This window comes from Bradyrhizobium lablabi (assembly GCF_900141755.1).
Lineage (GTDB): Bacteria > Pseudomonadota > Alphaproteobacteria > Rhizobiales > Xanthobacteraceae > Bradyrhizobium > Bradyrhizobium lablabi_A.
This window is the reverse complement of record NZ_LT670844.1, coordinates 5,305,399-5,320,045: the sequence shown is the minus strand read 5'-3', so window position 1 is coordinate 5,320,045 and position 14,647 is coordinate 5,305,399. Positions and strand designations below refer to the sequence as shown.

Sequence of the window (14,647 nt, the reverse complement as noted above, 5' to 3'; positions counted from 1 at the left end):
CAGCTGTTCCATTAGGCGTGGCCCTGCGGCTTCGGGGGTTGGCTACATGCGCCGGCGTGAATTTATCGGGCTCGTTGGGAGTGCTGCGACCGTTTGGTCGCTTGCCGCGCGTGCGCAACAAGCCGACCGGATACGCAAGCTCGCCGTCCTTATGAATCTTGCCTCGGAAGACCCTGAGGGTAAGGCAAGAATACAAGCCTTCTCACAATCGCTCCGGAAGACCGGTTGGATCGAGGGCGAAAATTTGCGTATTGAAGTCCGCTGGGCGGGCGATGATGCCGAGCGCTATCACCAATATGCGAGGGAATTGGTAGGTTCGGCACCCGACGTGATCCTCGCCTCCGCCAGTCAAAGCGTCGCCGCACTACAACAGGTCACGCAGAGCGTGCCGATCGTTTTTGCCAATGTGATCGATCCGGTCGGGGCCGGGTTTGTAGCCAGCCTGGCTCGGCCCGGCGGCAATACGACGGGATTTACGGCGTTTGAATACAGCATCAGCGGGAAGTGGTTGGAGCTTCTCAAGGAGCTTGCGCCCGGTTTGAAGCGAGTGGCTGTGGTTCGAGAGCCTTCCATAGCGGCGGGTATCGGGCAATTCGCAGCCATCCAGACGATGGCGTCTTCATCGTCCGGGCTCGAACTCACGGCCATCGATCCTCGCGACTCCACTCAGCTCGAGCGAGCGTTGGCAAGTTTCGCGCGTGAGCCCAATGGAGGGGTTATCATTACGGCGAGTTCGTCGGCCGTCACCCGCAGAGAGTTGTTGCTCGCTTTAGCTCTGCGATACCGATTGCCGGCCATGTATCCATTTCGATACTACGTGGCGAGCGGAGGTCTTGCCGCTTACGGACCAGATGTAAACGACGTCTATGGGCGCGCGGCTGATTACATCCATCGCATCCTCAAGGGAGCCAAACCTGCCGATCTTCCGGTTCAGGCGCCGACCAAATATGAGCTTGTCCTCAACCTGAAGACGGCCAAGGCTATCGGCCTTTCTGTCGCGCCCAGCCTCCTCGCGCGCGCCGACGAGGTGATCGAATAATCTCGCGACTTCTGCCAATGGCACGAAACTGCCAAAGCGGGACATCCGTTAGGGTTTGTCGCCAGTCAAATGGCTAGATCGGCGACGAGCGCAGGCGTCGCCTATTTCTTCTCGGCATCCTGCTTCAGGAAATCCTGTGCCGTCTTCCCCGGCTCGGTGTCGAACTTTGTTTCCAGCGCCGCGAAGGCGGACATCCGGTCGATCCGGAAAACACGAAATCCGTTGCGGAGCTCGCACCAGGCGGCGAGCAACCAGACGGGGCCATAAAATGCCATGATCAAAGGACGTGCCACGCGCTCGGACGATCGGCCGTCGAGATCCTGATAGGTGAAGCGGATCTTGCGTTGGTCGCGGATGGCGTGGCGGAGTGCCGCCTGGTCGATTGCGATGGTTTCACGCGCGTGATCGGCCGGTGCCCACAGCCGCACCAGGTCAAGCTGTCGACGCAAGGTCTGCGGCGATACGGCGGCGACCTTGTCCATGACGGTTGCCGCAGCCGCGGCGAGTTCTGGATCGGCCCACGACTGGACGATACGCGCGCCCAACAACAAGGCTTCGACCTCGTTCTCATTGAACATCAGCGGCGGCAAATCAAAACCCGGCCGCAGGATATAGCCAACGCCCGCCTCACCGTCGATCGGAACGCCCCGTGAGACCATGTCGCTGATGTCGCGGTAGATCGTGCGTTCGGAAACCTCCAGGCGCGCGGCAAGATCGGCGGCCCGTGTCGCCTTCTTCCGGCGCAATAGCTGGATGATTTCGAAAAGACGGTCGGCACGGCGCATCCGATGAAGCTCCCTTCGGGTTGCACCGGATTGTATACTCCTGACAGTCTCCTGACACCACGCTGTCAGGAGGACTGTCGTACAAGCAAGCCGTTACTTTCGCTGAGCCACGAGCCCCAAGGAGTTTCGTCAATGTCTGAGGAGTCTGTGACGCGCGAGCTATTCGACCGATGGGAGCGGGTTTGGCATGACGGCCAGTACGACCTGATCCCGAGCTGCGTCGGAGCGCACTACATCCGGCATGATGAAGGAGGCGATCGGACGGTGACACGAGAGGCCTATGCTGAGGAGCTCGCCAAGACCCGGGCGGAGCGGCCAGATATTCGTGTCGTTGTGTATGATCACTCGTTCGAAGGTAACCGCGCCTGGTTTCGCTTTGCGTTCAAATGGCCCAATCCCCAAACCGGCGAGCCGCGCAGCCGGGCGGGGATGCAAAGCTATCGAATAGAGGCGGGTAAGCTCGCGGAGACCTGGATTACGTTGCTTCCGCTGGGCTCGGCGTGGACCGACGCCGTGGCGCAAGAGCGCTGGACGAGCCCGCCGCCAATCAAATAGGGCTGACCAGTTGCCGGCACAGCCCGCCCGCCGATCTTCCGGTTCAGGCGCCGACCAAATATGAGCTTGCCCTCAACTTGAAGACGGCCAAGGTTATTGGCCTTTCTGTCGCGCCCACCCTGCTTGCCCGCGCCGACGAGGTGGTCGAATGAATGTTAAAGAGATGCGGTAAGCGGCAGTCGGTAGGGAATCCGCTTTTGGGTTTTGGGGTGGGTGGATGGTCGGGTTAGTTCGGCTGGATGGCTGAAGGCTCTATGTCGAAATGGCTTAAACAGTTTCTGTTTGGGATTTGGGGTCTACTGCTGATCCCCCTGATCACGCCTACCCTTGAAAAATGGTTGGAGGAAAACGTCTTCTCCGATCCTAACGGTACGGCCACGACGGTTTTTCCTAACGCCATGGCCACGACCGTTTTTAACAACCTCCTCGCACTGGGCCAACAGCGTTGGTTTGAGTTTGCGTTCGTCCTTTTGACCGGAATCGTAATTGGCGTTTCATTAGAATGGTTAAACCGCAAGTCGGACGAAAGAAAAGCTTTCGAGCTCCGAAGCCTCGGCACCAAATTTCGCGGTCTTTCAGATAACATCAAAATTCGGACCGCGTCGGAATGGCCGGACAATGTGCGTGACCTTAAGCCTGCAATCCTGTCTGTATTTATCTCCGCCAAGAAATTTGATTTGTGGGCGCCGAATGAGCACGTGTACCAATTGCCGGATGCGTCATTCCTTTGTGAATACTTCAGATGTGTCGGCAAGCTTTTGGAGGATGGACATTTTGACGAGGCCAACAGTGAGGCGCTCTCCTGGAAACCATTTCTCGATAAGGTGAAGCCGTCTTGAGCTTCCCTACCGGCTACAAGCAGGTCACGCGCTCGGCGGCGATGTAGCCCAACAACAGGCCGACGCCGAACAACAGCACCAATCCCGCCGCGGCGAATTCCAGGCCGCGCATGATCAGCGCGCCGCCGCCGCAGAGGCGCCGTGCCAAATCCTTGGCTGACACCGCGATCACCGCAATGCTTGCAACGGTGATCGCGGCGCCGCGCCCCATCACGAAGGTCGCGGCGATGCCCGCCTAAATTGCCGGCCTACTGGATAAGAAAATCGGCCGCTCGCCATTTTGAATCAAGCCATTCTTTTTTTTAGAGGCACAACGCGTGTTAGCGCTGTCTCGTCAGCCGGGTCCGGACCGGCTTGGACCATGCCGTCGTCTCTTACGAAGAGTTCGCGGCGTGGGTCGATTGCGAGGCGATCGAATAGCGCTTGCAACTCGGGCCGAAGTCCGTCGCCGCACAGAGCGGCGATCGAGTGAAATTTACGCATGGTGTGCTCCTGTGTGTTTGAACCACGGTAGGAGTTCTGGACCGGCGAGCCACCCGATTACCGGACGATCGGTGATGTTCCCCAAATTCCGAAAAGCCCTGCGGGATGACGAAGCAGGAGCGTCTAACCTGCCGCGATCTCCGCAGAATCTGGCAGTGCGACCAAGCCTGAAATCGGGTGGCGCGGAGTATGCCCCGACTGCTTAATACGCATAGAGACGCGGCAGGTTCTGCTTCTCGCGAATCCGGCACCGAACGAACGGAGACGATCTGATGTCACAGGATAACAAGAGTGTCGTAACCCGGTGGTTCAAGGAATTTTGGGGAAACCCCTGGAATCCGAAAATCGTAAACGAGCTCGCGACATCCGACATCATCGTGCACTACCCGATGCATGAGCCAAAGAAAGGGCGTGCAGCCGTTGCGAAGTTCATGACGGAGTTTCGCAATGCCTTTCCCGATCTCAATTTTCGGGGTGTTGGCAATCTCATCGCAGAGGGCGATTACGTCGTGGGCCGATGGGAGGGTGGTGGCACCCACACGGGCCCAGCCTTCAGTGATTTCCGCATGGGTTCGATCCCCGCCGCTTCGGGTCGAAAGATGAAGTTCGCGGGGACAACGGTTCTTCGCCTTGAGCAGGGGCGGATCGCCGAGGAGCTGGGGCAAGAAGATGCGTTGAGCGCTATGCTTCAGCTCGGTCTAATTCGTATGCCCGAGCCGGATGTGCCTTCGGCTCGGCCTGGAGGTTCGCTGCCACCTGGGTGGAACAATATGTCGGGTTTTCCGAAAGCTGCCCGCTGAATTCTCGCCCTCACAAGCAGGTCACGCGCTCGGCGGCGATGTAACCTAGCAACAGGCCGACGCCGAACAACAGCACCAGGCCCGCCGCGCCGAATTCCAGGCCGCGCATGATCAGCGCGCCGCCGCCTTCGCTGGCGCCCGACAGCCGTCGCGCCAGATCCTTGGCGGAGACTGCGATCACCGCGATGGTCGCAACCGTGATCGCGGTGCCGAGGCCCATGACAAACGTCGCGGCGATGCCGGCCCAGAACAGCCCCTGCGCCAGTGCGAATACCAAGACCAGGATCGCGCCGGAACACGGCCTGATGCCGACGGTGAGGATCGCACCAAAACCACGCCGCCAGCCGCCGGGGCCGGCGAGCTCGCTCGGCGTCGGCCCATGGGAATGGCCGCAATGCTCGTCATGGACGTGAGTGTGGTCGTGATCGTGGTCATGCCCGTGGTCATGCCCGTGGTCATCGTGATCATGATACGCGACATGGGCGTGGGCATGGTCGTGGTGATGATGGTCGTGTCCATCATCGTGGGGAACCGCCGCGGCCAGCGCCATCGCCGGCGCCGGCCCCAGCGCCGGTTGGCGCGCCTGCAGCGCGCGAAAGAAGCCGCCGCCCTTGGTCCAGACCAGCCGGGCGCCGAAGGCCGCGATCAGGGCGTAGCTGGCGATCTCGATTGCCTTTTCGGCCCCGCACATGGTCTTCGCGGTGGCGTTGAGCAGCCAGGCGCAAATTCCGACAATCACCACCGCTACCAGCGACTGCATCAAGGCGGAGGCAAACGACAGCACGATGCCGCGCCGCGCGGTCTCCTGGTTGGCGACAAGATAAGACGAGATCACCGCCTTGCCGTGGCCAGGGCCGGCGGCGTGAAAGATCCCGTAAGCAAACGAGATCGCGAGCAGGGTCCAGACCGCTGAGCCGTCGGATTTCGCGGCGCGGATGGTCGAGGACATTTCCCGGTAAAATTCCGATTGTTTTGCGAGCAGCCAGCCGACGATGCCGCCGGCTTGCGGCTCGGCAGGCGGGCGCGGACCGCCGAAAGGATTCTGGGCCATCAAGACATGCACGGCGCCGTCGAGCGCCAGCACCAAAACGGCCACCGCGACGCCAAGCGCCAGCGTGCGCGCCGAACCCGAATTCAGTCTCATGGGCAATCCACCGTGATCTTGTTGGCGAACATCGCGCCATAATTCGCGTTCGCCCCGCTCAGAAAATTCTGCTCGCCGATCTTCTGGGCATTGGCGGAGCCATCGTTCGGCCGCTGGAATTTCATCTGGCAAGTGGCGGGTGCCCCGACCAGCTTCACGGGATCCTTGTTGGCGAGCGTGAAGTCGATGAAAAACGACGGGTCGAACACTTCCACCGCCAATTCCTTCGGCTTCACCGGCGTCTTCAGCGGCAGGGTGAAATGCAGCGTCAGCGCGGAATCCTTGTATTCGAGGTAGTAGTCGACCGGCTCCTCGAACTTTTCCTTTTTGCCGTCGGCCTTGGCGAAGGTGAAATAGGCAAATTCCTTCAGCGATTCGACGTTGGTCTGGGCCAGGGACGCCAACTCCTCGCGGCTATAGACGCCTTTCGTCTTGGTCTCGATGCCCTGCAAGGCGTAGGTCGTGAACATGTCGTCAAAGGTCCAGGCGTGGCGCACGCCGGTGACCGAGCCATCGGGCGCATAGATCAATTCGCTGGTCGCGGTGATCCAGACATGCGGATGCGCCCAGGCCGGGTTGGTGAAGGCCAGGCTGCCGGCGAGCAGCAGCAGGGCGAACAAGCGGCGCGACAGAATATTCACCTCAGGCCGCCTCGGGTTCGAGCAGGCCGCGGCGGCGGAGCAGCGCATCGGGCTCGGGCTCGCGGCCGCGGAAGGCGACATAGGCATCCTCCGGGTCGCGCGAACCGCCCGAGGAGTAGATGTCGTCGTGCAGGCGCTTTGCCACTGCCGGGTCAAAAATGTTGCCGGCCTCCTCGAAGGCGCCGAAGGCGTCGGCGTCCATCACCTCCGACCACATGTAGCTGTAATAGCCCGCCGCATAATGATCCCCGGAGAAGATATGGCCGAACTGCTGCGGCCGGTGGCGAAGCGAGATTTCCGCCGGCATGCCGATTTTCTCCATCTCCGCACGCTCGAACGCCCGGACATCGGTAATCGCCGCGGCCGGCTGGCTGTGGAATTCGAGGTCGATCAGCGCCGAGGAGACGAACTCGACGGTGGCAAAACCCTGGTTGAATTTCCGTGCCGCCAGAAAGCGTTTTAGCAGATCGTCGGGCAGCGGCTCGCCGGTCTGATAATGCCGGGCGAATTGCTGCAGCACCTGCGGCTGCTCCTGCCAGTGCTCGTAGAGCTGCGAGGGCAATTCGACGAAATCAGTGAACACGCTGGTGCCGGACAGCGATGGATAGGTCACGTCCGACAGCATGCCGTGCAGCCCGTGGCCGAATTCGTGGAACAGCGTGCGGGCGTCATCGGGCGACAGCAGCGAGGGCTCGCCGTCGGCGCCTTTGGAGAAATTGCAGACATTGATGACCAGCGGCGAGACGTCGCCGTCGAGCTTCTGCTGGTCGCGCAGCGAAGTCATCCAGGCCCCGGAGCGTTTCGAGGGCCGGGCAAAGTAGTCGCCATAGAACAGCGCCTTGTGGCGGCCGGCAGCGTCCTTCACCTCCCAGACCCGGACATCGGGATGCCAGACCGGGATATCCTTGCGCTCGGCAAAACTCAGCCCGAACAGGCGGCTCGCGCAGTCGAAGGCGGCCTCGATCATGTGGTCGAGGGCCAGATAGGGTTTGATGGCGGCGTCGTCGAAATTGGCGCGGCGCTGCCGGAGTTTTTCGGCGTAATAGCGCCAGTCCCAGGGCGCGAGGGCGAAATTGCCGCCCTCCTCCGCCGCCAGCGCCTGCAGCGCATCGCGGTCGGCCATCGCTCGCGCCCGGGCGGGCTTCCAGACCCGCTCCAAGAGGCTCCGCACCGCTTGCGGCGTCTTCGCCATCGAGTCTTCCAGACGGTAGGCGGCAAAATTGGCAAAACCCAGCAGTTCCGCGCTTTCCTCGCGGAGCGCCAATATTTCGAGGATCGTGGCGTTATTGTCGTTGTCGTTGCCATTGTCGCCGCGGGCGACGAAGGCCCTGTACACCTTCTCCCGCAGGTCGCGCCGGCTCGAGGTCTTCAGGAACGGCTCCACGAAGGAGCGCGACAGCGTCATGATGGCCTTGCCCTCCATGCCGCGCTCGTGGGCTGCGGCCTTGGCGGCGGCGACAAAGCTGTCCGGCAGGCCTTCGCGATCGGCCTCGCCGAGCTCCATGAACCAGGCCTGCTCGTCGCCGAGCAGATGATGGCTGAAGGTGGTCCCGATATGGGCCAGCCGCTCGTTGATCTCGGCCATCCGCGCCTTGGCCGCCTCGTCGAGGCCGGCGCCGGAGCGGTGGAAGCGGGTATAGGTGCGCTCCAGGAGCCGCCTCTCTTCGCCGGTGAGCGGGAGCGTAGCGCGGTTCTCGTGGAGCAGCGCGATGCGGCCGAACAGCACCGCGTTCATCATGATCGGGTTCCAGTGCCGCGCCATCCGCAAGGACACCTCCTTGTCGATCTCGAGCAGCGCCGGGTTGGAATGCGCCGACACCAAGTCGTAGAACACCGCCGAGACCTTCGACAGCAGCTTTCCGGCGCGCTCCAGCGCGGTGATGGTGTTGGCAAAGTCAGGCGTCGCCGGATCGTGCTCGATGGCGGCGACCTCGGCTGAGTGATCGGCGAAGGCCCGCTCGAAGGCGGGCAGGAAGTGTTCGGGCGCAATCTCCGAAAATGGCGGCGTCTCCAAGGGCGTCAGCCACGGCTTCAAAAGCGGGTTTTCCTGAGCTTGCGAAGTTGCCGCAGTTTGCAAGGTTTCTGGCATCGCGAATCCCGTTTTGTGTCCCAAATGTGGGAGGAATCTATACCACGCGGTGGGGCTTTTTTGGGCCTTTTGCGCTTGATAGCAGCGCACTTTTCGGAGAGATTGCGGCCCTCAACAGGACCCCATCCATGGATTCACTGACCTCTCCGAAAAGCCCCCGCCAGATCGTTTGGCCCAGCGTCGTCACCGTCATCAGCGCGGCGATCCTGATCGGCGCCGAGGTGTTCGGCGCCGCGTTTGCCGGCGGCTGGGCGCTCGCGATCCTGTTCGGCCTCGACGACACCGGCGCGCACATCCTCCAAGCCGTGCTGTTCGCGCTCGGTGTGTTCGTGATGGCGGCCTTCATCCGCGCGGCGCAGCGCGTCGAGCCGTTTACGCGGCGCGCGTAGGCTAACTTCGAGCGACACGCCGCGCGCTCTTGCCTCGAACGCTCGTGCTTCACGAGAAAATCTTAACGCCTGTTCATTTTCAACGCCGCGAGCGCGCGCGGTGCGCTGTGTCGCAAGCACCTGTTAGGGAAATTTTGCCGCAGCCTAAAAAAATTCTTGCATAGCAGAGTCAAAACGCTTATTTGCGGAACTGCCCAATTTCGCACGTGCCTGTGGTCGTGTGTCAGTCGGTAGGTATCCGGACAAGAGGCCGGACAGCCGCCAAGGGATGAAGAACCGAGGGTCGCTTAAGTCGCGAGACTTAAGAGGCCAGCACCTCTCTCAAGAGATGCCGTTGAAGGTCTCTTCGCTCCTTGCAACCGTGACTGGCAGCCGGAGGCGAACCGGCGCACCTCGTTCTCAACGGGGGACGCGACTTAAAGCAACGACGGATCGGGCTTTTTTGGTCTCTGCCGGCTCTCCACCAGCCGGCGCGAATACCGAAGAGGCTTGTCCTTCATTGCCAGGTGTGCGGGCGGGATCATTCCCAACCAATCCACGGCAGCACAATTCGGTTTGAGTCATTTGGCCTCGTTGCGCCTCCATCGCGCGATGTGGCCGAAGCGCTCTTATCCGAGATCACATTTGAACGCGTCCCGTCGCTGGGCCGTTTGGAGGGTGCTATGACCGAACGTATTCAGGAATTCCTGCGCAACCGCCGGAACGAGGGCCATGACGTCGAGCCGTGCCTCGTCGTCGACCTCGAAGTCGTGCGCGACAACTACCAGAGTTTTGCCAAGGCGCTGCCGGATAGCCGCGTGTTCTACGCGGTGAAGGCTAATCCTGCGTCGGAAGTGCTGTCGCTATTGGCCTCGATGGGCTCGTGCTTCGACTGCGCGTCGGTGGCCGAGATCCAGATGGCGCTGGCCGCCGGGGCGTCGCCGGAGCGCGTCTCCTATGGCAATACGATCAAGAAGGAGCGTGACATCGCCCGCGCCTTCGCGCTCGGGATTCGCCTGTTCTCGGTCGACTGCACCGCGGAAGTCGAGAAGATCGCCCGAGCCGCCCCCGGCTCAAAAGTGTTCTGCCGCATTCTCTACGATTGCGCAGGCGCCGAATGGCCGCTGTCGCGCAAGTTCGGCTGCGATCCGGAGATGGCGGTCGAGGTGCTCGATGCGGCCAAGCGCCTAGGGCTGGAGCCGTACGGCATCTCGTTCCATGTCGGCTCGCAGCAGCGCAAGGTGAAGGCGTGGGACCGCGCGCTGGCGATGGCCTCGAGCGTGTTCCGCGACTGCGCCGAGCGGGGCATCAACCTGTCCATGGTCAACATGGGCGGTGGATTCCCGACCAAGTACCTCAAGGACGTGCCGCCGGTCGTGCAGTACGGCCGGTCGATCTTCCGTGCGCTGCGCAAGCATTTCGGCAACCAGATCCCGGAGACCATCATCGAGCCGGGCCGCGGCATGGTCGGAAATGCCGGCATCATCGAGACCGAAGTCGTTCTGATCTCGAAAAAGAGCGACGAGGACGAGGTGCGCTGGGTGTATCTCGACATCGGCAAGTTCGGCGGTCTCGCCGAGACGATGGACGAGTCGATCCGCTACGCCATCCGCACCCCGCATGACGGTGCGGAAATGACGCCGTGCGTGCTCGCTGGGCCCACCTGCGATTCCGCCGACGTCTTGTACGAGAAGCTGCCGTACCCGCTGCCGGTGACGCTCGAGATCGGCGACAAGCTGCTGATCGAGGGGACCGGGGCGTATACGTCGACCTACTCGTCGGTGGCATTCAACGGCTTCCCGCCGCTGCGGACCTACCACATCTGAGGCGGCCTCTTTAGGGCCAAGATAACCCGGGAGCCGGTCCGCCGGCTCCCATCCCTTCATTTGCGAATTTGCTGACAACGCTCCGCCGGCGCTTACCGCCGGTGGCAGCGAGGACTGACGTGCCATGATCCAATTGCGGAAGACCCAGATTGCCCACAACGGCGATGCCGCTCCGTTCGCGATCCGTGCGGAACGAGCCTCGGATGTCGTTGCGCGCGAAGCGCTGCTTGATGCCTGCTTTGGCGAAAACCGCCAACTGCGCACCTGCCAGCGCCTGCGCGACGGACACACGCCCGCCGAAGGCCTTGCGTTTTCGGCCTTGGCGCAGGGCCGGCTGGTCGGGACGCTGCGGTTGTGGCACGTCAGCGCTGGGGATATCTCGGCGCTGGTGCTCGGCCCGCTGGCGGTTCACCCCTCGTGCCGCAAGCTCGGGGTCGGCGCCGCACTGATAAAGCACGCGCTGATCGCCGCCGAAGTGCGCGGCCATCGCGCGGTTATCCTGCTGGGAGACGCGCCCTACTACGCCCGCTTCGGCTTCTCGGCGGCCAAGACCGGCGGATTGTCGCTGCCGGGTCCGTTCGAACGCGACCGCCTGCTCGGCCTCGAACTATCCGATGGCGCGCTCGACGGCGCCTCGGGGATGGTGGTGCCGGGCGGCCGCTCGCTGCCGAAAATCAAGGCATCGCGCGCCAAGAAGGCGCAGCTAGCCGCGCCGCGCGCCGCCTGACGCCAAGCATCATGTCGAAGAGCTTGCCCACCACGCGCGATGCTGCGCCTTCGCGCCTCCGCCGCGCCGTCACCACCGTCCTGATGATCATGCTCGCCGTCATGATCGTCAGGGACATTTTTGCGCGCCGCTGGGGCTCGACCGCAGCGCCGCGCCAAGACGTCGCCCAAGACGTCACACAGCGTTCCCCCTGATATGCAAGGGTTGCGCGTATCCGGGAAAAGCCCGTAAACCGCGTGGAGCCCCTGAGATCGAGCCCTGAAGCGCCGCGCCGCCTGATACCTTTTTTCTTTCTGGAGATACATGATGAGCCCATCCGATCAGCAGATCCATGCGAAGATTTCCGGCCCCATTGTCATGATCGGCTTCGGCTCGATCGGCAAGGGCACGCTGCCGCTGATCGAACGGCATTTCGCCTATGACAAATCCCGCTTTGTCATCATCGATCCGCACGAGGATGGCGAACTCGCCAAGCAGCACGGCGTGCGTTTCATCAAGCAGGCGGTGACAAAAGACAATTATCGCGAAACCTTGGTGCCGCTATTGACCCAGGGCGGCGGCCAGGGCTTTTGCGTCAATCTGTCGGTCGACACCTCCTCGGTCGATATCATGACGCTGTGCCGGGAGATCGGCGCGCTCTATATCGACACAGTGATCGAGCCGTGGCTCGGCTTCTATTTCGACAAGAATATCGGGACCGAGAAGCGCTCCAATTACGCGCTGCGCGAGACCCTGCTCGCGGCCAAGCACAAGAGCCCGGGCGGGCCGACCGCGGTCTCCACCTGCGGCGCCAATCCGGGCATGGTGTCCTGGTTCGTCAAGCAGGCGCTGCTCGACATCGCGCGCGACACCAATACGCCCTTCAACGAGCCGAAGAGCCGCGAAGGCTGGGGCGAGCTCGCCCACAAGCTCGGCGTCAAGGGCATCCATATCGCCGAACGCGACACCCAGCGCGCGAAGAAACCGAAGCCGATGAACGTGTTCGTCAACACCTGGTCGGTTGAAGGCTTCGTGTCCGAAGGCATGCAGCCGGCCGAACTCGGCTGGGGCACGCATGAAACATGGATGCCGGACAATGGCCGAACCCATGAGTACGGCTGCGGCGCGGCGATCTATCTGCTGCAGGCCGGTGCCAACACCCGCGTGCGCTCATGGTGTCCAACGCCGGGCGCACAATATGGCTTCCTCGTTACCCACAATGAGTCGATCTCGATCGCCGATTATTTCACGGTGCGCGACGGCGGCAAGGTGATTTACCGCCCGACCTGCCACTACGCCTATCATCCAACAAACGACGCGGTGTTATCGGTGCACGAACTGTTCGGCGCCGCCGGCAAAATGCAGCTGTCGTGGCGAATCCTCACCGAGAACGAAATCGAGGACGGCATCGACGAACTCGGCGTGCTGCTCTACGGCCACGCCAAGAACGCCTATTGGTACGGCTCGCAGTTGTCCGTCGAGGAAACCCGCAAACTCGCGCCGTACCAGAACGCCACCGGCATGCAGGTGTCGTCGGCGGTGCTGGCCGGCATGGTCTGGGCGCTGGAAAATCCGAATGAAGGCATCGTCGAGGCCGACGAAATGGATTTCCACCGCTGCCTCGAAATCCAGCGGCCGTATCTCGGCCCGGTAAAGGGCTTTTACACCGACTGGACCCCGCTCACCGACCGGCCGGGATTGTTCCCGGAAGACATTGACGAAAGCGATCCGTGGCAGTTTCGGAACGTGCTGGTTAGGTAGAGGCGAACAACGCCCCTCACCGTCATGCCCGGCCGTAGCAGTCTGCCTCGCGCAGACTGCGTAAACTTGTCTGCGATGCCGGGCATCCACGTCTTTCTTGCTTGCGGCCAAGACGTGGATGGCCGGGACAAGCCCGGCCATGACGAACGTGAAAGATTTTGCTCGCCGCGGCTGTCCGGCGCGCGCAGCTCACTTCTTCATATAATCGAACGCCACGCTCCCCAGCCCGAGCGTGAGGTCGGCCTTGAAATGCAGCGCGGAGATCACTTCGCGCACCGGCAGTTTGGCTACGTCGCAGAGCGCGTGGGGAAACAGGCCGAGGGCTGAGGGGCCGGTCCATGATTCTTTCAGGGTGATGTCCTCGAGGTTGAAGCGCACCAATTCGCAGATCCGTGGGGATCCGTCGACATGCGGGATGATCTTGAGGATGAAATTCGGTGCCTTCATGCTTTTGAGCACGGCGTCATGATCGGCGGGGCGGTGCTTGTAGCCCATGGTGGCGGAGGCGCAGAGCACCGAGCCGTAATGCAGCGTCCCGACCAGCACATCGCTCTCGACTTCGATTTTCGGCCTCGCAAGTTTCTTTGGAAATCCCCAGAGCTCGCGGCCGCCAGCGATCGGCCCTTCGTCGTCCAGATACATCGCATGGGTATAGGCACCGTCCTCGCCGTTGAGGCGGACCGGGATCACCTGCCCGGTTTCGGTGTAGTCGCCGAAGCCCGTAGAGTCGGGCATGCGGATGAATTCATATTTGACGACGGAGTCGGTGATCTCGAGCGGCTCCGGCACCACGGCGGCGAGCGCTTCCGGATCGGTGCGGTAGGTGATGACGAAATATTCGCGGTTGAAGAACCGGTAGGGACCGGGCGGAAACGCCGGATTGGTCAGCGGCATCGAATAGGCGGTTTTCCTGACATCCTCGATCTTCATTGCCTGCCTCTTGTGTTGCCGCGCGGAACGCGATTATGCGGCAGCTGGCGGCAACAATCGAGGCCGGAAAATCGGCAGCGGCGGTCTCCCTGTCACAGGCCCGTCATTCCGGGGCATCGCGCAGCGATGAGCCCGGAATCTCGAGATTCCGGGTTCGATGCTTCGCATCGCCCCGGAATGACGGTGGGTTATTTCTGCGGAATTGGCGGCGCCATCTTTTCCGCCGGCGCCGGTGGCAGCGTGCGCCTGGTGCCGTCCTTTTGCGCCTGCGGATCGGGGCGGGCGGGCTCGGGCGCCGGCGTGGTCGGGCGCTCGCCGCCGGGCTTTGATTCCGCGGGCGGGGTATTCGAGGGCGAAGGCGCGGGCGAGGATTGCAAGGGCGGCGTCGCCTGCGCGAGCTGCCGATCGCCGGCTGCAATCTGGACCAAGGAAAGAGCTGCTAGCGCTAGCCCCGCCACGACCAACGCGGACGCGAGCAGCATGTCTTGCCTGTAAGCGCGCTTTGCTTCGTCCGAAGACATCTCGTTCACCGCAAATCACCTCGGAGATCAACGGACGTTGGAACCCATTGTTCCCCAGGGAACCGGCAAACGCAACCAAGTCCGGCCGCTAGAGCGTGATGACTTTTCTTCGAATCGTCATCCCGCTCTATCTGTTTGTCTGAGCATGATCTTTTCGGAA

15 protein-coding genes and 1 pseudogene are annotated in these 14,647 nt (G+C 62.1%); 9 read left to right on the top strand and 7 right to left on the bottom strand.

Annotation, left to right across the window (positions count from 1 at the left end; translation table 11 throughout):
• The first annotated feature begins 46 nt into the window (after window positions 1-46).
• Window positions 47-1,039 carry an ABC transporter substrate-binding protein gene (locus B5526_RS24840; protein ID WP_079542482.1) on the top strand — a complete coding sequence of 331 codons (993 nt, stop codon included), beginning with the start codon at window positions 47-49 and terminating at the stop codon, window positions 1,037-1,039.
• A gap of 101 nt (window positions 1,040-1,140) precedes the next feature.
• Here the strand turns inward: B5526_RS24840 and B5526_RS24835 are convergent, their stop codons facing one another.
• On the bottom strand, window positions 1,141-1,824 hold the full coding sequence (locus B5526_RS24835; RefSeq protein ID WP_079542481.1) for a helix-turn-helix transcriptional regulator: 684 nt from the start codon (window positions 1,822-1,824) through the stop codon (window positions 1,141-1,143).
• 132 nt (window positions 1,825-1,956) lie between these two features.
• Here B5526_RS24835 and B5526_RS24830 point away from each other — a divergent pair, with 132 nt between their 5' ends.
• Together B5526_RS24830 and B5526_RS24825 are read left to right on the top strand one after the other, a co-directional pair.
• The gene (locus B5526_RS24830; RefSeq protein ID WP_079542480.1) at window positions 1,957-2,379 is read left to right on the top strand and encodes a nuclear transport factor 2 family protein; all 423 of its coding nucleotides are present in this window, start codon (window positions 1,957-1,959) and stop codon (window positions 2,377-2,379) included.
• A 239-nt stretch (window positions 2,380-2,618) separates the two neighbouring features.
• Window positions 2,619-3,218 (top strand): hypothetical protein, encoded by a 600-nt coding sequence (locus B5526_RS24825; RefSeq protein ID WP_079542479.1) that lies wholly within the window; start codon window positions 2,619-2,621, stop codon window positions 3,216-3,218.
• A gap of 13 nt (window positions 3,219-3,231) precedes the next feature.
• On the opposite strand, the pseudogene B5526_RS24820 reads toward B5526_RS24825, so the two are convergent.
• Window positions 3,232-3,453 (bottom strand): annotated as a pseudogene (locus B5526_RS24820) (nickel/cobalt transporter); the annotation flags it as partial.
• A gap of 520 nt (window positions 3,454-3,973) precedes the next feature.
• Between B5526_RS24820 and B5526_RS24815 the strand changes: the two are divergent.
• Window positions 3,974-4,501: an ester cyclase gene (locus B5526_RS24815; RefSeq protein ID WP_079542478.1), complete on the top strand. Its 528-nt coding sequence runs from the start codon at window positions 3,974-3,976 to the stop codon at window positions 4,499-4,501.
• A gap of 10 nt (window positions 4,502-4,511) precedes the next feature.
• On the opposite strand, the gene B5526_RS24810 is transcribed toward B5526_RS24815, so the two are convergent.
• The 3 genes from B5526_RS24810 to B5526_RS24800 are packed head-to-tail and all read right to left on the bottom strand — an operon-like array spanning window position 4,512 to window position 8,375.
• Window positions 4,512-5,645: a nickel/cobalt transporter gene (locus tag B5526_RS24810; protein ID WP_172842101.1), complete on the bottom strand. Its 1,134-nt coding sequence runs from the start codon at window positions 5,643-5,645 to the stop codon at window positions 4,512-4,514.
• On the bottom strand, window positions 5,642-6,334 hold the full coding sequence (locus tag B5526_RS24805; protein WP_079542476.1) for a DUF1007 family protein: 693 nt from the start codon (window positions 6,332-6,334) through the stop codon (window positions 5,642-5,644). The genes B5526_RS24810 and B5526_RS24805 overlap by 4 nt, the downstream gene beginning before the upstream one ends.
• Window positions 6,288-8,375: a M3 family metallopeptidase gene (locus B5526_RS24800; RefSeq protein WP_079542475.1), complete on the bottom strand. Its 2,088-nt coding sequence runs from the start codon at window positions 8,373-8,375 to the stop codon at window positions 6,288-6,290. The genes B5526_RS24805 and B5526_RS24800 overlap by 47 nt, the downstream gene beginning before the upstream one ends.
• Window positions 8,376-8,503: 128 nt before the next feature.
• On the opposite strand from B5526_RS24800, the gene B5526_RS24795 reads away from it, so the two are divergent.
• From B5526_RS24795 to B5526_RS24775, 5 genes are all read left to right on the top strand, one after another.
• Window positions 8,504-8,764 (top strand): hypothetical protein, encoded by a 261-nt coding sequence (locus tag B5526_RS24795; RefSeq protein WP_079542474.1) that lies wholly within the window; start codon window positions 8,504-8,506, stop codon window positions 8,762-8,764.
• Between the two features lie 662 nt (window positions 8,765-9,426).
• Window positions 9,427-10,569, top strand: coding sequence for a type III PLP-dependent enzyme (locus B5526_RS24790; RefSeq protein WP_079545324.1), 1,143 nt, complete (start codon window positions 9,427-9,429; stop codon window positions 10,567-10,569).
• 124 nt (window positions 10,570-10,693) lie between these two features.
• The gene (locus tag B5526_RS24785; RefSeq protein WP_079542473.1) at window positions 10,694-11,296 is read left to right on the top strand and encodes a GNAT family N-acetyltransferase; all 603 of its coding nucleotides are present in this window, start codon (window positions 10,694-10,696) and stop codon (window positions 11,294-11,296) included.
• 11 nt (window positions 11,297-11,307) lie between these two features.
• Window positions 11,308-11,490, top strand: a complete 183-nt coding sequence (locus tag B5526_RS24780; RefSeq protein ID WP_079542472.1) for a hypothetical protein — start codon at window positions 11,308-11,310, stop codon at window positions 11,488-11,490.
• A 112-nt stretch (window positions 11,491-11,602) separates the two neighbouring features.
• The gene (locus tag B5526_RS24775) at window positions 11,603-13,036 is read left to right on the top strand and encodes a homospermidine synthase (protein WP_433994596.1); all 1,434 of its coding nucleotides are present in this window, start codon (window positions 11,603-11,605) and stop codon (window positions 13,034-13,036) included.
• Window positions 13,037-13,225: 189 nt separating this feature from the next.
• On the opposite strand, the gene B5526_RS24770 is transcribed toward B5526_RS24775, so the two are convergent.
• Together B5526_RS24770 and B5526_RS38480 are read right to left on the bottom strand one after the other, a co-directional pair.
• A complete protein-coding gene (locus B5526_RS24770) occupies window positions 13,226-13,966 on the bottom strand; it encodes an acetoacetate decarboxylase (RefSeq protein WP_079542470.1) in 741 nt (246 codons plus the stop codon).
• 188 nt (window positions 13,967-14,154) lie between these two features.
• The gene (locus B5526_RS38480; RefSeq protein ID WP_079542469.1) at window positions 14,155-14,487 is read right to left on the bottom strand and encodes a hypothetical protein; all 333 of its coding nucleotides are present in this window, start codon (window positions 14,485-14,487) and stop codon (window positions 14,155-14,157) included.
• Window positions 14,488-14,647: the final 160 nt, after the last annotated feature.